This is a genomic window from Bacteroides sp. 3_1_13, assembly GCF_001185845.1.
GTDB classification, from domain to species: Bacteria; Bacteroidota; Bacteroidia; order Bacteroidales; family Bacteroidaceae; genus Bacteroides; species Bacteroides xylanisolvens.
Genome location: NZ_KQ236956.1, coordinates 974,102 through 996,893 on the forward strand (window position 1 = coordinate 974,102; position 22,792 = coordinate 996,893).

Here is a 22,792-nt window from a genome sequence, read left to right on the forward strand (position 1 = left end):
TTGTAATGAAATGCTTTGCTTCTCATTATTTGCTGATACCTGCCGTCGGATATATGAAGCAGCAGGTAGTGGAGATCACTGACGAAGGAGTTGTCCGAGGTGTGTTCCCATTGACCGAAGAGATTGAATCGGTTGAATGGATGCCGGGAGTGATAGTGCTACTTTCTGAAAGGCAGATGGAAGAAATAAAAAACACTGGGATGATTTTAAAAAATATCCCAGTGTTTCAAATCAATCTTCCCAGTGTTTCGAATCAATCTTCCCAATGTTTTAATGAGTATCTGCAGGAAGCAGAAAAGAAGGGGGAAGCTTTATTTCCTTATTTATTTTATCCTTTTGATTTTACTTCCATGCAGCCTGTCGACGGAACTCGGCACAGATTACTGCGGTAGCAATGGCTACATTCAGAGACTCGGATGTCTCTTGGCCTGCCGGGTAATTGGGGATATATAATTTTCGGTTGATTAATGTGGCTACCTCTTTCCCTATGCCATTCCCTTCATTTCCCATTACGATCAAGCCATTGGCCGACAATGGTTGTTCATACATGTTTTTTCCATCCAGGAACGTACCGAACACAGGAGTATCTCCGAGCGACCGGATAAAATCGGGGAGGGAAGTATAATGCACTTTCACCCGGGCAATTCCACCCATAGTGGCTTGTATAGTCTTAGGGTTATATACATCTACCGTATTTTGCGAGCAGATAATATGTTCGATGCCAAACCAGTCGGCCAGACGGATAATGGTACCCAGATTTCCGGGATCTTGTACATCGTCCAATGCAAGGCAAAGTGATTGGCAGACTGCTTCCGGATCCAAAGTATATTGTGGTTGTTCGAAAATGGCAAGTACCTGTTGGGGAGTTTTCAATAAACTGGCCCGTGAAAGATCTTCTTGTGAAACTTCTACCAGTTCACTTGCGTCAATACTCGGATGCTCCTGAAGCCAGGAGGGAGTGGCTGCTAAAAAACGACAAGGAAAATGTCCGAGTAAATCACCTACCAATTTAGGACCTTCAGCCAGAAATACCCGCTCTTCTTTACGTATTTTCTTCAGTTCCAGCGAGTGGATATACTTTATTTTGTTTTTACTTAATGATGCCATAGATTTGATATTCTTTTGCAAAGCTATAAAGATATTTCCAATCTATCCTTACTTTCCTCTCTTTTTCTTAAATTATTTTCCCCGTCAGAAAATATAATTTATCTTTGTAAGCGCATTTTTCATGCTATCGATGTAAAACCGTATGAGGAGAAATTTTCTTTGTTTGCTTGCTTCTGCTGCTGTCTTGTCACTTGCTTCGTGTACTACCACTAAGTTTGTGCCGGATGGATCTTATCTGCTGGATGAAGTCAAAATTCGTACGGACCAAAAAAATATACGGCCTTCTTCCTTGCGCATGTATGTTCGCCAAAATCCTAATGCCAAGTGGTTCAGTCTGATAAAGACCCAACTTTATGTATACAATCTGTCGGGGCGTGATTCGACCAAATGGGGGAATAAGTTCTTGAGAAGAATAGGGGATGCTCCCGTAATATATAGCGAGGACGAAGCGCAACGTTCTGAAGAAGAGATCACTAAGGCTGTGCATAATATGGGATATATGGCGGCAACAGTGAAACGTTCGACCAAAGTAAAAAAGAAAAAGATCAAAGTCTATTATGACGTAACGGCAGGCAAGCCATACGTTGTTCAATCTATCAAATATGATATTTATGATCCTAAAATAGCTGCGCTTCTCAAACAGGATTCTGCCAGAAGTTTGCTGAAGGAAGGAATGTATTTTGATGTGAATGTATTGGATGCGGACAGGCAACGTATCACGAATAAGTTACTTCGGAATGGTTACTATAAGTTTAATAAGGATTATATCGGATATACTGCTGACACTGTTCGTAATACTTATAATGTAGATCTGACTCAACATTTGCAGATGTATAAAGCTCATGCGAATGATTCGGCAAGAGCACATCGGCAATATTGGATCAATAAGATTAATTTTATTACGGATTATGATGTTTTGCAGTCCTCGGCAATGAGCAGTGTGGACATCAATGATTCGGTTCATTATAAGGGATATCCGATTTACTATAAGGATAAACTCTATTTGCGTCCTAAAGTTCTTACGGATAACCTTCGGTTTGCCTCCGGTGATTTGTACAATGAGCGCGATGTGCAGCAGACCTATTCCAGTTTTGGACGTTTATCGGCATTGAAATATACGAATATCCGTTTTATTGAGACTCAAATAGGAGATTCAACGATGCTCGATTGCTATGTGATGCTGACTAAGAGCAAGCATAAATCAATAGCTTTCGAGGTAGAGGGAACTAATTCTGCCGGTGACTTGGGAGCGGCAGCTTCCGTCTCTTTCCAAAACAGGAACCTTTTTCGCGGATCGGAAACTTTTATGATAAAATTCCGTGGAGCGTATGAAGTCATTTCCGGACTTCAGGCAGGTTATTCGAATAATAACTATACAGAGTACGGGGTGGAAACGAGTATCAACTTCCCTAATTTTCTGTTCCCTTTCATTTCCTCTGATTTTAAACGGAAAATCAGGGCGACAACAGAGTTTGGTTTGCAGTATAATTATCAGTTGCGCCCGGAATTCCTGCGTACGATGGCTTCTGCCAACTGGAGTTACAAGTGGACGCAACGTCAGAAGATACAACACCGTATTGATTTGATTAATATTGCTTTTCTATATTTGCCTCGTATTTCTGACAGGTTTAAAGAAGACTATATTAATAAAGGACAGAACCATATTTTCCAGTATAATTATCAGAATCGATTGATTGTAAATATGGGATATAGCTATAATTATAATAGCGTGGGAGGGTCTATTATCAACAATACGATTGCTTCTAATTCATACTCCATCCGTTTTAATTTCGAGTCGGCGGGAAATATAATGTATGTCCTGTCTAAGGCTACCAATATTCGGAAGAATAGTAATGGTGAATACGCTATTTTGGGAATTCCTTATGCTCAATATCTGAAAGGAGAGTTTGATTTTGCCAAAAATATCAGAATCGACCATCGTAACTCTTTTGCGTTTCATGCCGGTGTAGGAATAGCTGTACCTTATGGAAATGCAAAAACGATTCCGTTTGAGAAACAATACTTCTCCGGTGGAGCCAATAGTGTTCGCGGATGGGCTGTTCGCGATTTGGGACCGGGTTCTTTTGCCGGAAATGGAAATTTGCTCGATCAATCGGGAGATATTAAGCTGGATGCCAGCATTGAATACCGAAGCAAATTATTCTGGAAATTTCAGGGAGCGGCATTTATTGATGCAGGTAATATCTGGACCATCCGGAGTTATGCCAACCAACCGGGAGGAGTTTTCAAGTTTGACAAGTTTTATAAGCAAATAGCCGTGGCCTATGGACTAGGGCTTCGCCTGGATTTAGATTTCTTTATCCTTCGTTTTGATGGAGGTATGAAAGCTGTCAATCCCGCCTATGAAACGAAGAAAGAACATTTCCCGATTATTCATCCTAAATTTAGTCGTGACTTTGCTTTCCATTTTGCTGTGGGATATCCTTTCTAACCAGCCATTTATTATTTTCTCTTACAAATTGGAGGGTATCTTGCAGAGAGCTCATATATTCTATTTTTCCTTCAACAGGATTAATGACGAATGTATTTTTTATTTGGCAAACAACCGTTGCTTCCTCTGAATTAGCATCTATCTTACTGGATATAACAGAAACTTTCGCAGCACCTCGTGTCTTGAGTAGATCAAGGTGAGTCTGTCGGACGTTGGACGCTAAAAAGCTAAGATAGGACAGGGAAGAAGGAGTACTCCATGCTTTGGCGGCCGGGTAATTGAAATTATAGAAGGCTTCGCAGAAATCTATAGCTGTTTGTTCTATTTGAGTTTGAGGAGTTTGTTGCTGGCAGGACAGGCAAGTGAATATTAGGACAGAATAGATAAGTGTATATAGTTTATTCATAGTATAAAAAGATGCTGGATGGAAGATGAGATTGAAAAAGGAGATGAAACTACTTATTGAAGTTTCATCTCCTTCGTATTTTTTTTAATTTTTAGCGGGCGGCAAACATAAGATTGCTCATTGTAGCTTGGCGTGCTGCCAGCATGCCTTGAGCATCCAACGTTACATTCATCTTTTCGCCATTCGGTAAGAACAAATCAGCAGTGCCGTCATTGTTCATTTTTACTAATTCAGCGCTTTCACCGTTTGCAACAACATTCCATGTGTTAGCTTCTTTGTTGTAGATCAAATCCATTGAAGCAGTTTCGCCTTCTTTAGTAATAGAATATCCATTCTCAAGAGTTTTCACCATGTAGTTGCCGTTCTCTCCTTTTACTTTCTTTACGTCACCTACATTAGCCATCGGATTGGAACCACTCCAGAATTCGATAGAATTGATAACTAAAGCATCAGCCAGGTAAGCTACGCCATAAACCGGAACAATGTTGAAAGCAAGGAATACGAGTTCGTTTACAAACTTGTTTCCAACTGATTGATTCCAAGAAGACAGGCGGTTGAATAAACTGAATGATCCTACACAAGAACTGAATAATAAGCTACCGCTAAGCACTACTGCGACTAAAGTCAGTTTCCCTCTTTTCATGTTAAAACATTTTTGATTAATAAAAAATATTGATAATTTCTCTCATACAAGTATGCAAATATAATATTTTTTAATTAATCAGGGGGATTATTTCTAATTTTTGTATGCTCTTGATTTTCGTCTTGACAATTCGTTTCCTATGATATGGTCTATTGAAAATTTACCCGGACCGGCAATATACATCAATATGAATACCACTAAATAAATGAAAGCTAGCTCTTTAACAGCAAATACATCATTTGCGTGAACTACAAAGAAAGCTACTATCATCGTGAAAATCATCGGGATCATGGCTAAGCGATATAAGAAGCCTACAATAAATGCCATTGAACATACAAGTTCACCAAAAATAGCTAATCCGAGAGACAGGGGACTTCCTATTCCAAGCGGATCAGGAAATACAGTTGACAACTCTTGGAAACTACTCCATTTTTGGATACCATAGTTCATTAATAATATGCCGAAGATGATCCGGACAGCCAATAGCAACAAAGACACTTTTGTTGTATTCGATTTTGTGGGGAATAAGAAATCATAAATCATAAGTCGTTCTATTTTTAAGTTTATCTCTATTTATATAAACATAAAAAATCTTGAAATTGTTCTTTGCTGATAGCACAACTTGTAGAATCTCTGCCAGTTCTTCAGTTATTCCTTGTTTATGAATAAATAAACTTTGTATCTTTGTGGAAAATTCTAAAGATATGGCGCAACATACTTATGACAATGAAGCTGTTCAGGAGTTATTGAACTGGGCAAAAAAGATGATCGAAACAAAGAATTATCCAACTGAAAGATATCAGGTCAATCAATGTACTACAATTATTGATGGTAAATCGTATTTGGAATCGTTGATTGCTATGATTTCCAGAAACTGGGAAAATCCGACTTTTTATCCTACTATTGAGCAATTATGGGAGTTCAGGGAAAAGTGGGAAAACAAAGAATCGTAGTGAATGGCCGTTCCATGTTGGGAGATAAGTTATTTCATCATATAGAAATGCACTCTTAATCATGTCGGATAAGAGTGCATCATCTATTTTTTGTATATCTGTCAGCTTGCTATTTATCTATTTATTAGAAAGGCAGCCATCTTTTTTTCTTTTTTGATGGCGTTTTTTCCTCTTCTCCGTTTTGGCCATAGACATCTGCAAACGTCTTTTTCTCTTTAATCATTGCATAAATGACTCCCCAATCCGGCAAACCGCCTAAGTTTCGGTCGTCAATGAACATATCAGCTTTCAACTTTCGTGAAAATCCCTGATGGCCTTTTTGCTCTTCAGGGTAATCCTTATTAACAGCATAAAATTCTAAACCTCTGGCTTTGCACCATTCGACAGCTTCGTCCAAAAGTGCCCCTTCACGCACACTCCATAGTATTAAACGATGCTTTTCTTGTTGCAATAACTTCAATGTGTCAACAGCGAATGGAATTTCTTCACCAATGCGTGGATAACGATGCTCTACAATCGTTCCGTCAAAATCAACAGCTATAATCATAGTTTTTAATTACCTAATTTTGAACAAAGATACGGACAGTAAGCCAAAAAAACGTATCTTTGTCTCAAATTAACATTTTAATAAATTAATAAATACATGAACAATTCCCCTCAGCGTGCTGCTAAAGGCTTTACGAGAGCATTTTGGGTCAGCAACACAGTCGAACTGTTTGAGCGTATGGCATATTATGCCGTTTTCATCGTTCTCACTATTTATCTATCTTCCATTTTAGGTTTTAATGATTTTGAAGCAAGTATGATTTCCGGGCTTTTTTCCGGCGGGTTATATCTGCTTCCTATTTTTTCCGGTGCTTATGCTGATAAGATAGGTTTCCGGAAGTCAATGATTATAGCATTTTCCTTATTATCCGTCGGATATTTAGGATTGGGAGTATTGCCTACTTTGCTGGAAGCTGCCGGCTTGGTTAGTTATGGCGTCACTACTCAATTTAATGGTTTGCCCGATAGCTATACCCGGTGGATTATTGTGCCGGTCTTGTTTGTACTTATGCTGGGAGGGTCTTTTATTAAGTCCATCATTTCTGCATCTGTGGCCAAAGAAACAACGGAGGCAACGCGTGCGCGTGGTTATTCCATCTTTTATATGATGGTAAATGTGGGCGCTTTTACCGGTAAAACAATTATCGATCCTTTGCGTAATGTCATTGGTGAGCAGGCATATATCTATATTAATTATTTCTCCGGTGCGATGACAATTATTGCTTTGCTTGCTGTTATTCTCCTTTATAAATCAACGCACACGGCTGGTGAAGGAAAAAGTCTCCGTGAGATTGGGCAAGGATTTATGCGCATCATCACCAACTGGCGTTTATTGATTCTTATTCTGATTGTTACAGGGTTCTGGATGGTGCAACAACAACTTTACGCCACTATGCCTAAATATGTGATTCGGTTGGCCGGCGAGACGGCGAAACCGGGCTGGATTGCTAATGTGAATCCCTTTGTGGTGGTTTGTTGCGTTAGCTTTATCACGCGTTTGATGGCAAAACGCAGTGCGATTACTTCGATGAATGTGGGAATGTTTTTGATTCCTTTTTCGGCGTTGCTGATGGCATGTGGAAACTTGCTGGGAAATGATCTTATTACAGGCATGAGCAATATTACCCTGATGATGATTGCAGGTATAGTGGTACAGGCACTTGCCGAATGTTTTATTTCGCCGCGTTATCTGGAGTATTTCTCTTTGCAGGCTCCTAAAGGCGAAGAAGGAATGTATTTAGGATTCAGTCATTTACATTCCTTTCTTTCTTCCATCTTTGGTTTTGGCCTGGCGGGAATTCTGCTTACCAAATACTGTCCGGATCCTGCTTTGTTCGAGACGCGGGCGGCATGGGAGGCAGCTAGCGCAAATGCCCATTATATATGGTATTACTTTGCTGCTATTGGCCTGATTGCCGCTGTAGCGCTACTATTATTTGCGAAAATCACCGAATCCATCGACAAAAAGAAGGAATCTTCTCGGTAATTCTATTCTTTTTTATGTATATTTGCCGTCACTTTGCTGTAAAAGTTGACGGCATTTTGCATTTTAATAAAGAGGATAAAACATGAAAGTAAAATTTATAAGCCTGGCGAGTGGTAGTAGTGGGAACTGTTATTATCTGGGCACTGAAACCTATGGAATACTGATAGATGCCGGAATCGGCATACGTACTATCAAAAAAACACTGAAAGATTATAATATCTTGATGGATAGTATTCGTGCGGTATTTATAACGCACGATCATGCTGACCATATCAAAGCTGTGGGTAATCTGGGAGAAAAATTGAATATTCCTGTTTATACAACCGCACGTATTCATGCTGGAATTAATCGTAGCTATTGTATGACGGAGAAATTGAGTTCGTCAGTTCGTTACCTGGAAAAGCAAGAGCCGATGACTTTGGAGGATTTCCATATCGAATCTTTTGAAGTGCCGCATGATGGAACGGACAATGTGGGGTACTGCATTGAAATCGACGGCAAAGTCTTTTCTTTCTTAACGGACCTTGGAGAAATTACTCCTACAGCTGCCCATTATATCAGTAAGGCCCATTATCTGATACTTGAAGCTAACTATGATGAGGAAATGCTCAAAATGGGGCCTTATCCTCAATATTTGAAGGAGCGGATTGCAAGTAAGACCGGCCACATGAGTAACTCTGATACTGCGGAGTTTTTAGCGGAAAATATCACTGAACATTTGCGCTATATCTGGTTGTGTCATTTGAGTAAAGACAATAATCATCCGGAGCTAGCTTATAAAACGGTGGAATGGAAATTAAAGAACAAAGGTATTCTTGTAGGTAAAGATGTGCAACTACTTGCTTTAAAGCGAAATACGCCTTCCGAGCTTTATGTGTTCGAATAAAGACGAAAAAAAGATAGTAAAAAAGCTGCATGATTGTTTGGTCAAATAAAATAAAAGACCTACTTTTGCAACCGCAAACGAGGAATTAAGCACTCTTAGCTCAGTTGGTAGAGCAACTGACTCTTAATCAGTGGGTCCAGGGTTCGAATCCCTGAGGGTGTACAAATTCAAGGTTGCAATAAAAATAATATGTTGCACTCTTAGCTCAGCTGGTAGAGCAATTGACTCTTAATCAATGGGTCCAGGGTTCGAGTCCCTGAGGGTGTACTAAAAAGAGGTAACTAAGGTTGCCTCTTTTTTTGTATATCAATACTTGAATGATAATAAGGAATAAAAACGATGGAATACCTATATTTATTGCCCATAGTATTCATGATTCATGAATTTGAAGAGATAATAATGCTTCCGACATGGTTGGATAAGAACAAGGCTATGTTGTACATGCGCTTCCCTTTTATGAAAGATAAAGTAGATTCTTTGAGTAATGCGCCGGTTTTTGCCTTGACGGTATTGGAAGAGTTTATAATTATATCAGCCTGTACGGTTATGTCAATCTGCATGAATGATTTGACGGTTTGGTATTGTTGTTTGATTGCCTTTGGTTTGCACCTGATAGTGCATATCATTCAGTTTTTGGTGATAAGAAAGTATATACCTGTTATTGTTACGTCGGTATTATGTTTACCGTATTGTATTTGGGTGTTTATTCAGGTTAAAGACTATTATACGCTGAATGAAACATTGCTTTGGGGATTTGTCGGCGTTGTGGTTTGTGTTGTGAATCTACTGTTAATGCATAAGATAAGCCCTAAGTTGTGGAGTTGGATGAATGGTAATAATAGAACATAAAAATACCGCTACTCAAAGCATATTCGATTTGGTAGCGGCTTTTTTATAGTGTAACTACAATCCGTTAGAACTTGAAGAAGTTCTTAGCATTGTTGTAGCTGATATCTTCAATCATTTGGTTTACGCGTTCCATTTCAGATGCAGGGATTTCTCCGTTCTCTACGTCGCGTCCTACCAAGTTACATAATGTACGGCGGAAATATTCATGACGCGGGTAGGACAGGAAAGAACGAGAGTCTGTCAACATACCTACAAAGCGGCTTAGGAGACCAAGCACAGACAAGGCGTTCATTTGTTTTTCCATACCATCCTTTTGGTCGAGGAACCACCATCCCGAACCAAACTGAATTTTTCCCGGGATAGAACCATCTTGGAAGTTGCCCAACATAGTTGCAATCACTTCATTTGCGCATGGGTTCAGGTTATAAAGGATTGTTTTAGTCAATTTGCCATTGGTATTCAGGCGGTCAAGGAATTTAGCCATTGCTTTGGCTGTGGTGAATTCACCGATAGAGTCGAAACCGGTGTCAGCGCCCAGTAATTTGAACATCTTGGTGTTGTTATTGCGGATAGCGCCATAGTGGAACTGTTGAGTCCATCCTTTTTCCCAGTCCATTTCACCGAAGATAACAAGCATGGCTGATTTGAATTTCAGAATTTCTTCTTTGGTCAATTCTGTGCCGCCATATACCTTATTAAATATAGCCTTGATTTCAGCATCAGTGTAATCTTCTGCGTAGAATTCTTCAATACCATGGTCAGACAAACGGCAACCTTGTTCTGCGAAGAAGTCGTGACGTTTGCGCAAAGCAGCGATCATATCATCGAAATTGGAGATAGTAACACCGCTAACTTCTGCCAGCTTTTCTACATAACTACGGAAATCAGCAGGGACTTCTACAGCCATAGCCTTATCAGGACGCCAAGTTGGCAACATCTTGATTTCAAATCCGCTTTCACGTGTTTTGATGTGATATTCCAGTGAATCGATAGGATCATCCGTAGTACAAACTACCTCTACGTGATAGCGACGCATCATTCCACGAGCTGAATATTCAGGTTGAGACAGCTTTTCGTTACATTCATCGTAAATTTCGCGTGCTGTTTGCGGATTCAATATTTTATTGATACCAAATGCAGTTTTCAATTCGAGGTGAGTCCAGTGGTACAGTGGATTACGGAAAGTATAAGGAACTGTTTCTGCCCATTTTTCGAATTTTTCCCAGTCTGTGGTATCTTTTCCTGTGCAGAAACGTTCATCTACGCCGTTTGTACGCATTGCGCGCCATTTGTAGTGGTCACCGCCCAACCAGATTTCAGTCAGTGATTTAAACTTGTAGTCGTCAGCTACCATTTGAGGGATGAGATGACAGTGATAGTCGATGATCGGCATTTTAGCCGCATGCTCGTGATACAACTTTTGCGCGGTTTCTGTTTGCAGCAAGAAGTTTTCGTCCATGAAGTTCTTCATTATTACTGTGTTTTAAGTATATAAAATTATTACTTTCTGTATTTATACCTATATCGTATTGATTTTAAAGCTAATAGGCGTAAATCTCGTTTTAGTTTTATTAACCGTTATCGAACACAAAAATAGAAAATTTACTTGGAGTAACAAAATAATTCGTATATTTGCAGCGATTATTTATAATATTTAAGTTTTAGCACTATGGAGGACCAGAACTATACCATTAAAGACATAGCCCGTATGGCCGGTGTTTCCGCCGGAACGGTGGATAGGGTGTTGCACAATCGTGGCGACGTGTCTCCCAAAAGCAAAGCTAAAGTACAAAAGGTACTGGATGAGATTCATTATCAACCCAATGTGTTTGCTATCGGTTTGGCTGCTAAAAAGAAATATTCTTTCCTCTGCCTGATACCTTATTATATAGAACATGACTATTGGCATTCGGTAGTCGGGGGGATTGAGCGTGCCCGGCAAGAGCTGCGTCCTTTTAATGTGGGTATAGATTATCTGTGTTACCATCATGGAGATGAGAAAAGTTATCAGGAAGCCTGCCTTGCTATAAAAGAAAAGAATGTAGACGCAGTGTTGATTTCTCCGAATTTCCGGGAAGAGACGCTGGCGCTGACAGCTTATCTGCAGGAAAATAAAATAGCTTATGCTTTTGTTGATTTCAATATGGAAGAAGCGAGAGCCTTGACGTATATTGGGCAGGATTCCTATAAGAGCGGATATATTGCAGCAAAAATATTGATGCGCAACTATTCGGCGGGAGAAGGTCAGGAGTTAGTCTTGTTCTTAAGTAATAATAAAGATAATCCGGCTGAAATACAGATGCAACGTCGTTTGGACGGTTTTATGAGTTACATAGCCGAGGAATATAACAACCTGGTAATCCATGAGGTTATACTCAATAAATCCGATCAGGAAAGTAATCAACAGACATTAGATGAGTTTTTCCGGGCACATCCGAAGGCTGCGCTGGGAGTTGTATTTAATTCCAGAGTGTATCAGTTGGGAGAGTATCTCCGTCATGCGGGACGTAGCATGAAAGGGCTGATAGGATATGACCTTTTGAAAGCAAATGTAGAGTTGCTAAAATCAGGTGATGTGCATTATTTAATCGGGCAACGTCCGGGATTGCAAGGGTATTGCGGGGTGAAGGCTTTGTGCGACCATGTTGTGTTTAAGAAGTCTGTTGAACCTGTAAAGTATATGCCTATCGACATCCTGATTAAGGAGAATATTGATTTTTATTTTGAATTTGTATAATATCAACTTTATAAATTACAACTAACATGAAAGCATTAAACAAAGAAACTGCTCCTAAAACACAACGTCCGGAGCGTATTATCCAATTTGGCGAAGGTAACTTCTTGCGTGCATTTGTTGATTGGATTATTTACAACATGAACCAGAAAACCGACTTCAACAGCAGTGTAGTAGTGGTTCAGCCCATTGATAAAGGTATGGTCGATATGCTGAATGCACAAGACGATCTTTATCATGTTAATCTTCAAGGATTGGATAAAGGCGAAGTTGTTAACAGCTTGACAATGATCGATGTAATCAGTCGTGCACTGAATCCATACTCTCAAAATGACGAGTTTATGAAATTGGCAGAGCAACCTGAAATGCGTTTTGTTATTTCAAACACTACAGAGGCTGGTATCGCTTTTGATCCGTCTTGCAAACTTGAAGATGCTCCTGCTTCATCTTATCCGGGTAAGCTGACTCAATTGCTGTATCATCGTTTCAAAACATTCAATGGTGATAAGACAAAAGGTTTGATTATTTTCCCTTGCGAACTTATTTTCCTGAATGGACATAAGTTGAAAGAAACTATTTATCAATATATTGAATTGTGGAACCTGGGTAATGAGTTCAAGACTTGGTTTGAAGAAGCTTGTGGCGTATATGCAACATTGGTAGACCGTATTGTTCCGGGATTCCCGCGCAAAGATATTGCTGCTATCAAAGAAAAATTGCAATACGATGATAACTTGGTTGTTCAGGCTGAAATCTTCCATCTGTGGGTGATTGAAGCTCCGCAGGAAGTTGCCAAAGAGTTCCCGGCCGACAAGGCAGGTTTGAATGTGTTGTTTGTTCCTTCGGAAGCTCCTTACCATGAACGTAAGGTCACTCTGTTGAATGGCCCGCACACTGTTCTTTCTCCGGTTGCTTATCTTTCTGGTGTGAATATTGTGCGTGAAGCTTGTGAACATGAGGTTATTGGTAAATATATTCACAAAGTAATGTTCGATGAATTGATGGAAACATTGAATTTGCCGAAAGATGAGTTGGAGAAATTCGCCAACGATGTATTGGAACGTTTCAACAATCCATTCGTAGATCATGCAGTGACAAGCATTATGCTGAATTCTTTCCCAAAATATGAAACTCGTGATTTACCGGGATTGAAGACTTATCTCGAACGTAAGGGCGAACTTCCTAAAGGCCTGGTACTTGGTTTGGCCGCTATCATTACTTATTATAAAGGTGGTGTACGTGCTGACGGCGCTGAAATTGTACCGAATGATGCTCCTGAAATCATGAACCTGCTGAAAGAACTTTGGGCAACAGGTTGTACAAAGAAAGTAACCGAAGGTGTCCTGGCTGCTGACTTTATCTGGGGAGAAGATTTGAATAAGATCCCGGGATTGGCAGAAGCTGTAAAAGCAAACTTGGATTCTATCCAGGAAAAGGGAATGCTTGAAACTGTGAAAGGTATTCTGTAATTAGAAGACCGGATATAAAAAAACGCCACTTGTTCAGAGAACAGTGGCATTTTTTATATTGTCAGGTGATTATTCTTGTTCAGCCGCATGCAAGATAAATGTAGTAGCTCCGATAGTCACAATAGCGCCATCCTCAATGCGTACACGATCTTTATCCCCTAGGATTTCATTCATGAGGAAAGTACCTGTCAGGCTGGGAGCATCCCGTAATGTATAAACAAGTTTTCCTTGCTTATTGCGTTTGATATTGATGATACAATGGCGTCGATCCATGCTCATATCGCCACTTTCAATGGGCGTATTGATAGAAGTTCCCACACAACGGCGGCCTATGACATTGTCACCTTCTTGTAAGGGCAATATCTGTTTATAACCGAATACATTTTCGATAACAGTGATATATCCGAATTCTTCTTTATGGGATTCAGCTTCTTCTTCCAGGTTTTCTTCCTTTCTAAGAGCCTTTACTTTGCTCTTTCCAAGCCGGATGCTGAATTGTTTGCCGCAATGCTCACATTCAAATACCAGTGATTGGCCTTCGCTATACTTGGTTTCATCAAAAAAAAGGTAATTCTCACATTTAGGACAAAGAACTCGTTTCATGCTTTTAAAAAGGGATTTTTATTTAGCCAGTAACCAGGCATTCTTATAAGTTTCGTTTTTTCTTAGCTCAAGTAATTGCTTGGTCGCTTCATTACGGTTGTCGAATGAACTGATGCTGACACGTACTTTTCCATCCATGTTCAGCGCTTTTGCATTAGCAAACCCTTTTGATTTTAATTGAGTTGCTATGGCTTCTGCATCTTTCAGGCTGATTCCTCCTGCCACTATGATATGGAAAGGATGATTGGCACTTTCTGGAGATTTAACCGCAGGGGCAGTAGCTGCCGTTTCCTGTTTGGCCACTTTCACTTCTCTAACTGCGATTGGCTTGGAAGTCTTATCCGCTGTATTCTTTTTAGTGGATGAAGTCTTCGTTGAAGAAGAAGTTGAAGCAGTAGCGGAAAGCTTCTTAGCTTGTTGCATTGCCTCACTCTTAACATACACAGGAGTTACTACAACCGATTGCTTTTCTATTTGCTCAAAAAGCTCACTGGGTAATAATTGTGCATAATTGTTTTTTTGAACGTCTGTATTCTCTACCGGAGTTGAAAAGGCAAAGAACAATACGATGGCAGCAATCATTGCTGCAGCATTGCGAAGATACGCACGATTGATACTAATTTCAAAAGTCTTCTTTTCCTTCTCCGGATGAGCCGGTATCCATACTTTTTCTTTCTGTTGCAGAACGGAAAGTTCATGCATTTCGAAGGAGTCGAGACCGTATAATGAAGGAGTCGTTATCTTATAGTCATAAGGAACAAACTCATAGTTACCATAAATGTTATAGTGAATCTCGCCTATATTATCCAAATGGGCTTTTCCTTCTTCATGAAGGAGACCGATGAATTCGTTTACTTCCTTTTCTACTATGCGGCTAGCGTCAGCAAAACTCGTGTCATACGCTGACATATAAGATTGCACCAATACGCCGTCATTCAGTTTTAATTGAGGATTAAAGCCGATTGTGCGGGTAGGAGGTAAAAATATATTTTCTTCCTTTACGCGGGTTGCAGGCGAGTAATGCGCTACAAAACCGCCAAACCCCGGAACAATGACGCAATCGTTTTCCAGTAGTAAAGTCTCTATATGTTGTGCCAATTCGATCATGTCTGCAAAATTACGAGATAAATTGAATATATCCCAGAAAACTTCGAAAAATTCACTACTTTTGCATCGTTTTATTTATCACTATCAATAATGAACTATATACAGACGGAAATAGACGGAGTATGGCTGATAGAGCCTAAAGTTTTCTCCGATGAACGGGGCTATTTTATGGAAGCCTATAAGAAAGAAGAGTTTGATGCCAATATTGGTCCCGTAGATTTTATACAGGACAACGAGTCGAAATCATCTTTTGGCGTGTTACGCGGATTGCACTATCAGAAAGGAGAATACAGTCAGGCGAAACTGGTTCGTGTTCTTAAAGGAAAAGTGCTGGACGTTGCCGTTGATTTGCGTAAATCATCGCCTACGTTTGGAAAGCACGTCTGCGTGTTGCTTAGTGAGGAAAACAAGAGACAATTTTTCATTCCCCGTGGTTTTGCTCATGGCTTTGCAGTCTTGAGCGAAGAAGCCGTTTTTACGTATAAGGTAGATAACAAGTATGCTCCGCAGGCGGAAGCTTTTATTTTGTATAATGATGAAACGTTGGGGATAGACTGGCCGTTGGCAGATTCGCAAATGGTATTATCGGCGAAAGACAGAGAGGGAACTGCCTTTAAAGATGCCGCTTATTTTGAATGAATTTCTAAACAAACAATAGATTAAGTATGAAAATTGCAATCGTGGGAACAGGGTATGTGGGGCTGGTATCAGGTACATGCTTTGCCGAAATTGGCGTGAATGTAACGTGCGTAGACACGAATAAAGAGAAAATCGAATCTTTGCAAAAGGGGAATATTCCGATTTATGAGAATGGATTGGAAGAGATGGTGCTCCGTAATATGAAAGCAAAGCGATTGAAGTTTACAACCTCATTAGAAAGCTGTCTGGACGACGTGGAAGTTATATTCAGTGCGGTTGGCACCCCTCCGGATGAAGACGGAAGCGCTGATTTGAAATACGTGTTGGAGGTGGCCCGTACCATTGGTCGCAATATGAAACAATATAAACTGGTAGTTACCAAAAGTACCGTTCCGGTGGGTACTGCCAGTAAAGTCCGCGCGGTTATTCAGGAAGAATTGGATAAGAGAGGCGTGAAAGTTGATTTTGACGTGGCTTCTAATCCGGAATTCCTGAAAGAAGGAAATGCGATCAGTGACTTTATGAGTCCGGACCGTGTGGTAGTGGGAGTGGAGTCGGCACGTGCGGAAAAATTGATGTCCAAACTATACAAGCCATTCTTATTGAATAATTTCCGTGTGATTTTCATGGATATTCCATCTGCAGAAATGACTAAATATGCGGCAAACTCGATGTTGGCAACCCGTATCAGTTTTATGAATGATATCGCAAACTTATGCGAAATCGTTGGCGCGGATGTGAACATGGTACGTAGCGGAATAGGTTCGGACACCCGTATTGGACGTAAGTTCCTGTATCCGGGCATCGGATATGGTGGTTCCTGTTTTCCTAAAGACGTGAAAGCATTGATTAAGACTGCGGAACAGAACGGTTATAGTATGCGGGTGCTTAGTGCTGTGGAAGAAGTGAACGAACAACAGAAAAGCGTCCTGTTTGAGAAGCTAAAGAAACAGTTTAATGGTGATTTGCAAGGTAAGACTGTTGCTTTGTGGGGGCTGGCATTTAAACCGGAAACGGATGACATGCGTGAGGCTCCGGCATTAGTCCTGATCGATAAATTGCTGGAAGCTGGTTGTCGGGTGCGTGCATACGATCCGGCTGCTGTGCAAGAGTGCAAGCGTAGAATTGGAGAAAAAATCTATTATGCTTGTGATATGTACGATGCAGTGCTGGATGCTGATGTATTGATGCTGGTTACCGAATGGAAAGAATTCCGTCTGCCCTCATGGGCCGTTATCAAGAAGACGATGGCCCAGCAGATTGTGTTGGACGGACGTAATATATATGATAAAAAAGAGATGGAAGAGCTCGGATTTGTTTACCATTGTATTGGTAAATAAAAAAATAGGAGTATCTTTATACAAAACTAAGATAGATGATGAAAAATGTGGCTGTATCGTTAATGGCAATCCTTTTCGCGGCATGTAGCGGCAATAAGAGTCCCCATTCTCTTCAACAGGAGAAAGAGGATCTTAGCGCAAAAGAGTTACTGCAGGGAATTTGGCTGGACGATGAAACGGAGAGCCCGTTGATGCGTGTGGAAGGAGATACCATCTACTATGCAGACGCACAAAGTACTCCCATTGCATTTAAAATAATGCGGGACATTCTTTACACTTATGGAAATGATACCACTTATTACAAGATTGATAAGCAGGGAGAACATATATTTTGGTTTCATTCCATTACGGATAATGTAATAAAACTGCATAAATCCGAAGACCTCAATGATTCTATCTATTTTGTCCGTCAGGAACTTGTGGTTCCGACTTATACGGAAGTAACCAAACGCGATAGTGTAGTGACTTACAACGGCACTCGCTATCGTGCATACGTATATATCAATCCATCTAAAATGAGAGTCATCAAGACGACTTATTCCGAAGACGGGATTAGTATGGATAATGTGTACTATGATAATGTGATGCACATCTGTGTGTATGAAGGTAAAAAGAGCCTGTTTGCCAGCGATATAACCAAACAGATGTTCGACAAAGTGGTTCCTGCGGATTTCCTGGCGCAATCAATCCTGTCAGATACAAAGTTTGTGAAAGTAAACCGGAATGGTTTTCATTATCAAGCTGTTTTAGCCATTCCGGAAACTTCCATATATAGCGTTGTAAATATGGAAGTGAGCTTTAAAGGCGATTTGGAGATTACTTCATCCAAATAAGGACTCTACATTCTATTCAAATAGAAATCAGGTTTCTCAAAATAAGAAATACAGATTCTATCCAAACAAAGAATTACAGATTTTATTTTTGCCTGGGTGCAGGGTAGTTGCTTTTCTTCCCTCCGTTGTTTCTTTTTCCCCGGAAATCTTTTCTTTTAGAGAAATTCCCGTTCCTGTTTTTGTTGAACGAACGCGGTTTGTATTCCGGAGCCTCTCCCAATCCTTCAGGGATAGGAATCTTATAAATCTCTTTCTCCAGAAAATTCTCAATGCTTTTGAAGTTACTCTGTTCCTTTTCGTTAATAAACGTAAGTGCCACCCCGTCATTGTTGGCACGTGCTGTACGGCCGATGCGGTGCACGTAGTCCTCGCTGTCGTGAGGCACGTCGAAGTTGATAACCAGGCGGATATCATCGATGTCGATACCACGTGCAACGATGTCCGTAGCTACCAATATATTGATTCGTCCGGCTTTAAACTCATGCATAACCGTTTCCCGTTGAGCCTGTTCCAAGTCCGAATGCATTTCACCTACGTTCAGCTTCATTGATTTCAACGCCTTGGCAACTTCTTTAACCTTAATTTTGGAAGAAGCAAAGACAATCACACGTTCCGGAACCTCATCCATAAAAAGACTGCGTATGATGCCCAACTTTTGATTTTCATAGCAGACGTATGCCGCCTGAATAATCTTTTCCGCAGGTTTGGAAACAGCGAGCTTTATTTCTGACGGATCGTTTAAGATCGTATTTGCCAATTGCTGTATCTTTGCCGGCATTGTTGCTGAAAACATGATAGTCTGTCGTTCCTTCGGCAGATATTTGGCTATTTGCATGATATCTTCGTAGAATCCCATGTCGAGCATTCGGTCTGCTTCATCCAAAATAAAATAAGAAACCTTGGAAAGATCTACATATCCAAGGCTTAAATGGGCGATCAGGCGTCCGGGAGTAGCAATGACAACATCAGCTCCCAATGTGAGTCCCTTTTTCTGTTGTTCGAACAATATTCCGTCATTTCCGCCATATACGGCAACGCTCGATACCGGCATGAAATAGGAAAATCCTTCCATTTGCTGGTCGATCTGTTGGGCCAATTCCCGGGTAGGAGACATGATGACACAATTAATCGCATCCTCCGGATGTTTACCTTCAGATAATTTGTTCAATACAGGAAGCAGAAACGCGGCTGTTTTACCTGTCCCTGTCTGTGCTACTGCGATCAAATCTTTACCCTCAAGTATGATTGGAATTGCTTGTTCTTGTATAGGCGTACATTCGTCAAATCGCATGGCATCAAGCGCCTCAAGCACATTTGCATTTAATTGTAGTTCGGAAAACTTCATTCTTTTATTTTATTTGTCAGCAAAGATAATCTATTTTTTGGTCTAATTACATATTCAAGTAAGAATCTTTGAATCCGAGGAAATAGAGCACTCCATCCAGTCCGATAGTGTTGATTGATTGCTTGGCATTGGCCACCACTTTGGGCTTGGCGTGGAAGGCGATTCCTAGTCCGGCAACTCCCAGCATAGGAAGATCGTTGGCTCCGTCTCCTACGGCGATGGTCTGTGCAATATCCACCTTTTCCACTTGTGCAATGAGGCGGAGCAGTTCGGCTTTTCGTTTTCCGTCTACTACATCCCCCAGATAACGTCCGGTCAGTTTGCCGTCGATGATTTCCAGTTCGTTGGCATAGACATAATCTATACCGTATTTCTTTTGCAGGTACTGGCCGAAATAAGTGAATCCTCCCGAAAGGATAGCGATCTTGTAACCGTACTTCTTCAATACATACATCAGTCGCTCTACACCCTCTGTGATAGGCAAGTTCTCGGCTATTTCCTGCATTACCGATTCGTCCAACCCCTTTAATAAGGCTACGCGACGGGTAAAGCTCTCTGTAAAGTCTATTTCTCCACGCATGGCGCTTTCCGTGATGGCTTTCACTTCGTCGCCTACACCGGCACGGATAGCCAGTTCGTCAATCACTTCTGTCTCGATTAAGGTAGAGTCCATATCAAAACAAATCAGGCGGCGCATACGGCGGTACATATTATCCTGTTGGAAAGAAAAGTCCATTTCCAGTTCGCTGGCCAGCTTCATCAGCTTCTCCTGCATGGCAATGCGGTCTTTCGGAGTACCTCTTACTGAAAATTCGATGCAAGCCCGGGTGCGTGTATCAGTCTGACATTCATCCAACGGGATACGACCTGTTAGACGCTTGATAGCGTCGATATTCATGCCCTGTTCGGCTAATATGCTTGTAGCGGCAGAAATCTGGCGGGCGGAAAGTTTGCGTCCCAATACTGTCAGGATATAGCGGTTTTTTCCTTGCATGCCTACCCAGTTGTCATATTGTTCGGTGGTGATAGGTTCAAATCGGATGGTCACTCCCAATGAAGAAGCTTTGAACAGGAGTTCCTTCATAATGAATCCGGAGTGTCTTTCTTCGCTCTTGAACAGAATTCCCAACGATAATGTATTATGAATATCTGCCTGGCCGATGTCAAGGATCGTAGCATCATATTTGGCAAGGATTTCAGTCACAGAAGCAGTCAGTCCCGGACGATCTTCGCCGGTAACTCGAATCAGAATCAATTCAGTATTTGATGGTTGCATAAAAAATAGACTTTAACTCTGCAAAAGTAGAGAAAAAAGTTCGTTTTTATGCTAAATAACATAAAAAGTTATACCCAAAAAGTGAGATTTTTGCTTATTTACTTGGAAGTTAATTTAATATTTACTTACCTTTGCACCCGGTTTCAAAAATAAAGGCTCTGATAATCAGCGGATTCCTCTTCGCCTGATGCCTGAAAAGACAACGTTTCGGGAAGAAACCACTGTTTAAGGACAGTCCCGGATAGTATTAACTAAAACCGAATTACATGAAGCATGTAAAATGGATTTTTGTTGTATTACTGATTTGTTCCTTGACCGCTTTCGTTGAGAAAGACAAACCTACCGGAGGTTTGAGTGAGGGCGACGTAGCCCCTGATTTTAAGATCGAATCTACGTCAAATGAGCAACCCGCCTTTAAGTTGGGAAATTTGAAAGGCAAATATGTGTTGCTAAGTTTTTGGGCAAGTTATGACGCGCAGTCCCGGATGCAAAACGTAAGTTTAAGCAATGCGCTTCGTTCTTCTCATAATGTGGAAATGGTTTCTGTTTCATTTGACGAATATCAGTCAATATTTAAGGAAACCGTTCGTAAGGATCAAATAGTTACGCCCACTTGTTTCGTGGAAACAGAAGGCGAGGATTCCGGATTATTTAAGAAATACCGTTTAAATCGGGGATTCACTAACTATTTATTGGATGGAAATGGTGTAATTATAGCCAAAAACATCTCTGCTGCAGATCTTTCTGCTTATGTAAAAGAAATCGGTTAACGATTTTAGGAATGTAAGGAGAAAGAGGGATTTTCCGGATCACCGTCAGGTGAAAACAATGGAGAATAGACAAAAGAGGAAATGGATACAACAAAAAAGTTCCGCCTACACTTGCATTAGCAGGAATAGGCGGAACTTCTTATTTTTATATCTTTCTTTCTGCGGTATATCCGAAACCTTGGGACAGTCTGCGGATCGAGTTCCTGAAGACTGCGGAAGGCTTGCAATCCTTTTATTTGTTGCTTTCTGGTTATTTGGGTGCTTTCTGATACAGGAAGAATGCGATACCTGCATAAAGGATATTGGGAATCCAGACTGCAATGGCAGGAGGCACATTTCCGTTTACAGCAAAGGTGGAAGTAATCGTTTGGAATAGGATATAAGAAAAACTTAATCCTAATCCGATACCCAAGTGGAGCCCCATACCACCTTTTGTTTTCCGGGATGAAAGCGATACACCGATGATGGTAAGGATGAAAGAAGCGAACGACATGGCAATTCGTTTGTGATATTCAATTTCAAACTCCTTGATATTGGCAAATCCTCTTCGCTTCTGTTTTGCGATATAATCGCTCAACTGGGGACTGGTCAACATTTCCTGCTGATTTTTCATGATAAGAAAGTCAGAAGGCTCCATGTTGATGATAGAGTCAATCCGGTCACCCTTGGTGATTTTTTCTTTTAAACCATCGAGCTCGCGTATCATATAGTCGTGAATTGTCCATTTATGAACGGTGGTGGTATCGTACGTGATGCGTCGTGCGGTCAGATGGGAAACCATCTTCTTGTCGACGAATTTATCCAATGAAAAACGGTTACCGGTTTTCATGGCGTTGTTATAGTTGTCAATGTAGGCTATAACCCCGCTGTCTACCTCTAACTGTACATTGCTTACCGAGTTTTGTTTCTTGGGTTTGATATACCGGTCTTCAAAGTTCAGACGCGTCACGCTTCCTTTAGGAATCACGTACGAACTTAGCGTGAAGGTGGTTAGCGCAATGATAGCGGCCGAAATCATATAAGGACGCATCATTCTCTTAAAGCTCATGCCGGTGGAGAACATAGCGATGATTTCAGAGTTCTCTGCCAGCTTGGAGGTAAAGAAAATAACAGCAATGAATACGAACAGCGGACTGAACAGATTGGAGAAATAGGGGATAAAGTTCATGTAGTATTCAAAGATGATCTTATCCCAGGGAGCTTCATGCTCCATCAATTTGTCCATCTTTTCGTTGAAATCGAATACCACTGCAATAGAAATGATCAATGCAATAGCAAATACGTATGTCCCCAAGAACTTCTTGATGATATACCAGTCCAGCCGTTTTATAAATCGATTGCTTTTCAT

General features: G+C 40.7%; 23 protein-coding genes and 2 tRNA genes. 14 read left to right on the forward strand and 11 right to left on the reverse strand.

The features are described 5' to 3' along the window. Positions 1 to 5 precede the first annotated feature (5 nt). Positions 6 to 392 carry a hypothetical protein gene (locus tag HMPREF9009_RS16465; RefSeq protein ID WP_049702742.1) on the forward strand — a complete coding sequence of 129 codons (387 nt, stop codon included), beginning with the start codon at positions 6 to 8 and terminating at the stop codon, positions 390 to 392. On the opposite strand, the gene HMPREF9009_RS16470 is transcribed toward HMPREF9009_RS16465, so the two are convergent. Beyond that, a complete protein-coding gene (locus HMPREF9009_RS16470; RefSeq protein WP_049702743.1) occupies positions 343 to 1,107 on the reverse strand; it encodes a TrmH family RNA methyltransferase in 765 nt (254 codons plus the stop codon). The two genes, HMPREF9009_RS16465 and HMPREF9009_RS16470, sit on opposite strands and share 50 nt — an antisense overlap. A gap of 142 nt (positions 1,108 to 1,249) precedes the next feature. Here HMPREF9009_RS16470 and HMPREF9009_RS16475 point away from each other — a divergent pair, with 142 nt between their 5' ends. Next, complete coding sequence (locus HMPREF9009_RS16475) at positions 1,250 to 3,559, forward strand: translocation and assembly module lipoprotein TamL (RefSeq protein WP_049702744.1); 2,310 nt, start codon at positions 1,250 to 1,252, stop codon at positions 3,557 to 3,559. Here HMPREF9009_RS16475 and HMPREF9009_RS25350 read toward each other — a convergent pair. From HMPREF9009_RS25350 to HMPREF9009_RS16485, 3 genes are all read right to left on the reverse strand, one after another. Next, a complete protein-coding gene (locus tag HMPREF9009_RS25350) occupies positions 3,513 to 3,965 on the reverse strand; it encodes a nuclear transport factor 2 family protein (protein ID WP_083444205.1) in 453 nt (150 codons plus the stop codon). The genes HMPREF9009_RS16475 and HMPREF9009_RS25350 overlap by 47 nt on opposite strands. A gap of 91 nt (positions 3,966 to 4,056) precedes the next feature. After that, complete coding sequence (locus HMPREF9009_RS16480; protein WP_004316429.1) at positions 4,057 to 4,608, reverse strand: DUF3332 domain-containing protein; 552 nt, start codon at positions 4,606 to 4,608, stop codon at positions 4,057 to 4,059. A 93-nt stretch (positions 4,609 to 4,701) separates the two neighbouring features. Next, on the reverse strand, positions 4,702 to 5,151 hold the full coding sequence (locus tag HMPREF9009_RS16485) for a DoxX family protein (RefSeq protein ID WP_049702745.1): 450 nt from the start codon (positions 5,149 to 5,151) through the stop codon (positions 4,702 to 4,704). A 161-nt stretch (positions 5,152 to 5,312) separates the two neighbouring features. Here HMPREF9009_RS16485 and HMPREF9009_RS16490 point away from each other — a divergent pair, with 161 nt between their 5' ends. After that, on the forward strand, positions 5,313 to 5,561 hold the full coding sequence (locus HMPREF9009_RS16490; RefSeq protein ID WP_032811765.1) for a DUF6965 family protein: 249 nt from the start codon (positions 5,313 to 5,315) through the stop codon (positions 5,559 to 5,561). Positions 5,562 to 5,685: 124 nt separating this feature from the next. On the opposite strand, the gene HMPREF9009_RS16495 is transcribed toward HMPREF9009_RS16490, so the two are convergent. Beyond that, on the reverse strand, positions 5,686 to 6,108 hold the full coding sequence (locus HMPREF9009_RS16495; protein WP_004316432.1) for a BT0820 family HAD-type phosphatase: 423 nt from the start codon (positions 6,106 to 6,108) through the stop codon (positions 5,686 to 5,688). 96 nt (positions 6,109 to 6,204) lie between these two features. Between HMPREF9009_RS16495 and HMPREF9009_RS16500 the strand changes: the two genes are divergently transcribed. The 5 genes from HMPREF9009_RS16500 to HMPREF9009_RS16520 all read left to right on the forward strand — a co-directional run bounded on the left by HMPREF9009_RS16500 (position 6,205) and on the right by HMPREF9009_RS16520 (position 9,328). Then, a complete protein-coding gene (locus HMPREF9009_RS16500) occupies positions 6,205 to 7,593 on the forward strand; it encodes a peptide MFS transporter (protein ID WP_049702746.1) in 1,389 nt (462 codons plus the stop codon). 82 nt (positions 7,594 to 7,675) lie between these two features. Further along, positions 7,676 to 8,479, forward strand: a complete 804-nt coding sequence (locus tag HMPREF9009_RS16505) for an MBL fold metallo-hydrolase (protein WP_004316193.1) — start codon at positions 7,676 to 7,678, stop codon at positions 8,477 to 8,479. A gap of 89 nt (positions 8,480 to 8,568) precedes the next feature. Further along, positions 8,569 to 8,641: transfer RNA gene (locus HMPREF9009_RS16510), tRNA-Lys, on the forward strand. Positions 8,642 to 8,673: 32 nt separating this feature from the next. Further along, positions 8,674 to 8,746 (forward strand) — tRNA-Lys (locus HMPREF9009_RS16515). 72 nt (positions 8,747 to 8,818) lie between these two features. Then, the gene (locus tag HMPREF9009_RS16520; RefSeq protein ID WP_049702747.1) at positions 8,819 to 9,328 is read left to right on the forward strand and encodes an HXXEE domain-containing protein; all 510 of its coding nucleotides are present in this window, start codon (positions 8,819 to 8,821) and stop codon (positions 9,326 to 9,328) included. Positions 9,329 to 9,392: 64 nt separating this feature from the next. Here the strand turns inward: HMPREF9009_RS16520 and uxaC are convergent, their stop codons facing one another. Then, complete coding sequence (gene uxaC / locus HMPREF9009_RS16525; RefSeq protein WP_008022436.1) at positions 9,393 to 10,799, reverse strand: glucuronate isomerase; 1,407 nt, start codon at positions 10,797 to 10,799, stop codon at positions 9,393 to 9,395. 198 nt (positions 10,800 to 10,997) lie between these two features. Here uxaC and HMPREF9009_RS16530 point away from each other — a divergent pair, with 198 nt between their 5' ends. Together HMPREF9009_RS16530 and HMPREF9009_RS16535 are read left to right on the forward strand one after the other, a co-directional pair. Next, positions 10,998 to 12,065 carry a LacI family DNA-binding transcriptional regulator gene (locus HMPREF9009_RS16530; RefSeq protein WP_004316195.1) on the forward strand — a complete coding sequence of 356 codons (1,068 nt, stop codon included), beginning with the start codon at positions 10,998 to 11,000 and terminating at the stop codon, positions 12,063 to 12,065. Between the two features lie 26 nt (positions 12,066 to 12,091). Continuing rightward, positions 12,092 to 13,531 (forward strand): tagaturonate reductase, encoded by a 1,440-nt coding sequence (locus HMPREF9009_RS16535; RefSeq protein ID WP_004316196.1) that lies wholly within the window; start codon positions 12,092 to 12,094, stop codon positions 13,529 to 13,531. A gap of 69 nt (positions 13,532 to 13,600) precedes the next feature. On the opposite strand, the gene HMPREF9009_RS16540 is transcribed toward HMPREF9009_RS16535, so the two are convergent. Both HMPREF9009_RS16540 and HMPREF9009_RS16545 read right to left on the reverse strand, forming a co-directional pair. Next, positions 13,601 to 14,134, reverse strand: coding sequence for an FHA domain-containing protein (locus HMPREF9009_RS16540; protein ID WP_008640176.1), 534 nt, complete (start codon positions 14,132 to 14,134; stop codon positions 13,601 to 13,603). A gap of 18 nt (positions 14,135 to 14,152) precedes the next feature. Beyond that, the gene (locus HMPREF9009_RS16545; RefSeq protein WP_049702748.1) at positions 14,153 to 15,241 is read right to left on the reverse strand and encodes an HU domain-containing protein; all 1,089 of its coding nucleotides are present in this window, start codon (positions 15,239 to 15,241) and stop codon (positions 14,153 to 14,155) included. Positions 15,242 to 15,331: 90 nt separating this feature from the next. Here HMPREF9009_RS16545 and rfbC point away from each other — a divergent pair, with 90 nt between their 5' ends. From rfbC to HMPREF9009_RS16560, 3 genes are read left to right on the forward strand one after another with little or no spacing between them, the layout of a single operon-like run. Then, positions 15,332 to 15,880, forward strand: coding sequence for a dTDP-4-dehydrorhamnose 3,5-epimerase (rfbC, locus tag HMPREF9009_RS16550; protein ID WP_049702749.1), 549 nt, complete (start codon positions 15,332 to 15,334; stop codon positions 15,878 to 15,880). 26 nt (positions 15,881 to 15,906) lie between these two features. Further along, on the forward strand, positions 15,907 to 17,220 hold the full coding sequence (locus HMPREF9009_RS16555; RefSeq protein WP_004315344.1) for a UDP-glucose dehydrogenase family protein: 1,314 nt from the start codon (positions 15,907 to 15,909) through the stop codon (positions 17,218 to 17,220). A 35-nt stretch (positions 17,221 to 17,255) separates the two neighbouring features. Next, on the forward strand, positions 17,256 to 18,053 hold the full coding sequence (locus HMPREF9009_RS16560) for a DUF4738 domain-containing protein (RefSeq protein ID WP_004315345.1): 798 nt from the start codon (positions 17,256 to 17,258) through the stop codon (positions 18,051 to 18,053). An 82-nt stretch (positions 18,054 to 18,135) separates the two neighbouring features. Here HMPREF9009_RS16560 and HMPREF9009_RS16565 read toward each other — a convergent pair whose 3' ends face one another. Continuing rightward, on the reverse strand, positions 18,136 to 19,398 hold the full coding sequence (locus HMPREF9009_RS16565) for a DEAD/DEAH box helicase (protein WP_008022427.1): 1,263 nt from the start codon (positions 19,396 to 19,398) through the stop codon (positions 18,136 to 18,138). 46 nt (positions 19,399 to 19,444) lie between these two features. Then, positions 19,445 to 20,674: a phosphoserine phosphatase SerB gene (serB, locus tag HMPREF9009_RS16570; RefSeq protein ID WP_008017556.1), complete on the reverse strand. Its 1,230-nt coding sequence runs from the start codon at positions 20,672 to 20,674 to the stop codon at positions 19,445 to 19,447. 266 nt (positions 20,675 to 20,940) lie between these two features. Here serB and HMPREF9009_RS16575 point away from each other — a divergent pair, with 266 nt between their 5' ends. Further along, positions 20,941 to 21,444, forward strand: a complete 504-nt coding sequence (locus tag HMPREF9009_RS16575; RefSeq protein WP_004315348.1) for a thioredoxin family protein — start codon at positions 20,941 to 20,943, stop codon at positions 21,442 to 21,444. A gap of 250 nt (positions 21,445 to 21,694) precedes the next feature. Here the strand turns inward: HMPREF9009_RS16575 and HMPREF9009_RS16580 are convergent, their stop codons facing one another. Continuing rightward, on the reverse strand, positions 21,695 to 22,792 hold the full coding sequence (locus tag HMPREF9009_RS16580; RefSeq protein WP_049702750.1) for an LptF/LptG family permease: 1,098 nt from the start codon (positions 22,790 to 22,792) through the stop codon (positions 21,695 to 21,697).

Excerpts from the sequence above, each read along its gene's own strand:
- HMPREF9009_RS16500 (WP_049702746.1), top strand. The coding sequence starts at position 6,205 with ATGAACAATTCCCCTCAGCGTGCTGCTAAAGGCTTTACGAGAGCATTT.
- HMPREF9009_RS16475 (WP_049702744.1), top strand. The coding sequence starts at position 1,250 with ATGAGGAGAAATTTTCTTTGTTTGCTTGCTTCTGCTGCTGTCTTGTCA.
- HMPREF9009_RS16485 (WP_049702745.1), bottom strand. The coding sequence starts at position 5,151 with ATGATTTATGATTTCTTATTCCCCACAAAATCGAATACAACAAAAGTG.
- HMPREF9009_RS16490 (WP_032811765.1), top strand. The coding sequence starts at position 5,313 with ATGGCGCAACATACTTATGACAATGAAGCTGTTCAGGAGTTATTGAAC.
- rfbC (WP_049702749.1), top strand. The coding sequence starts at position 15,332 with ATGAACTATATACAGACGGAAATAGACGGAGTATGGCTGATAGAGCCT.
- HMPREF9009_RS16470 (WP_049702743.1), bottom strand. The coding sequence starts at position 1,107 with ATGGCATCATTAAGTAAAAACAAAATAAAGTATATCCACTCGCTGGAA.
- HMPREF9009_RS16555 (WP_004315344.1), top strand. The coding sequence starts at position 15,907 with ATGAAAATTGCAATCGTGGGAACAGGGTATGTGGGGCTGGTATCAGGT.
- HMPREF9009_RS25350 (WP_083444205.1), bottom strand. The coding sequence starts at position 3,965 with ATGAATAAACTATATACACTTATCTATTCTGTCCTAATATTCACTTGC.
- HMPREF9009_RS16565 (WP_008022427.1), bottom strand. The coding sequence starts at position 19,398 with ATGAAGTTTTCCGAACTACAATTAAATGCAAATGTGCTTGAGGCGCTT.
- HMPREF9009_RS16480 (WP_004316429.1), bottom strand. The coding sequence starts at position 4,608 with ATGAAAAGAGGGAAACTGACTTTAGTCGCAGTAGTGCTTAGCGGTAGC.
- HMPREF9009_RS16505 (WP_004316193.1), top strand. The coding sequence starts at position 7,676 with ATGAAAGTAAAATTTATAAGCCTGGCGAGTGGTAGTAGTGGGAACTGT.
- uxaC (WP_008022436.1), bottom strand. The coding sequence starts at position 10,799 with ATGAAGAACTTCATGGACGAAAACTTCTTGCTGCAAACAGAAACCGCG.
- HMPREF9009_RS16540 (WP_008640176.1), bottom strand. The coding sequence starts at position 14,134 with ATGAAACGAGTTCTTTGTCCTAAATGTGAGAATTACCTTTTTTTTGAT.
- HMPREF9009_RS16530 (WP_004316195.1), top strand. The coding sequence starts at position 10,998 with ATGGAGGACCAGAACTATACCATTAAAGACATAGCCCGTATGGCCGGT.
- HMPREF9009_RS16580 (WP_049702750.1), bottom strand. The coding sequence starts at position 22,792 with ATGAAAAGCAATCGATTTATAAAACGGCTGGACTGGTATATCATCAAG.
- HMPREF9009_RS16495 (WP_004316432.1), bottom strand. The coding sequence starts at position 6,108 with ATGATTATAGCTGTTGATTTTGACGGAACGATTGTAGAGCATCGTTAT.
- HMPREF9009_RS16520 (WP_049702747.1), top strand. The coding sequence starts at position 8,819 with ATGGAATACCTATATTTATTGCCCATAGTATTCATGATTCATGAATTT.
- HMPREF9009_RS16535 (WP_004316196.1), top strand. The coding sequence starts at position 12,092 with ATGAAAGCATTAAACAAAGAAACTGCTCCTAAAACACAACGTCCGGAG.
- HMPREF9009_RS16575 (WP_004315348.1), top strand. The coding sequence starts at position 20,941 with ATGAAGCATGTAAAATGGATTTTTGTTGTATTACTGATTTGTTCCTTG.
- serB (WP_008017556.1), bottom strand. The coding sequence starts at position 20,674 with ATGCAACCATCAAATACTGAATTGATTCTGATTCGAGTTACCGGCGAA.
- HMPREF9009_RS16465 (WP_049702742.1), top strand. The coding sequence starts at position 6 with ATGAAATGCTTTGCTTCTCATTATTTGCTGATACCTGCCGTCGGATAT.
- HMPREF9009_RS16545 (WP_049702748.1), bottom strand. The coding sequence starts at position 15,241 with ATGATCGAATTGGCACAACATATAGAGACTTTACTACTGGAAAACGAT.
- HMPREF9009_RS16560 (WP_004315345.1), top strand. The coding sequence starts at position 17,256 with ATGATGAAAAATGTGGCTGTATCGTTAATGGCAATCCTTTTCGCGGCA.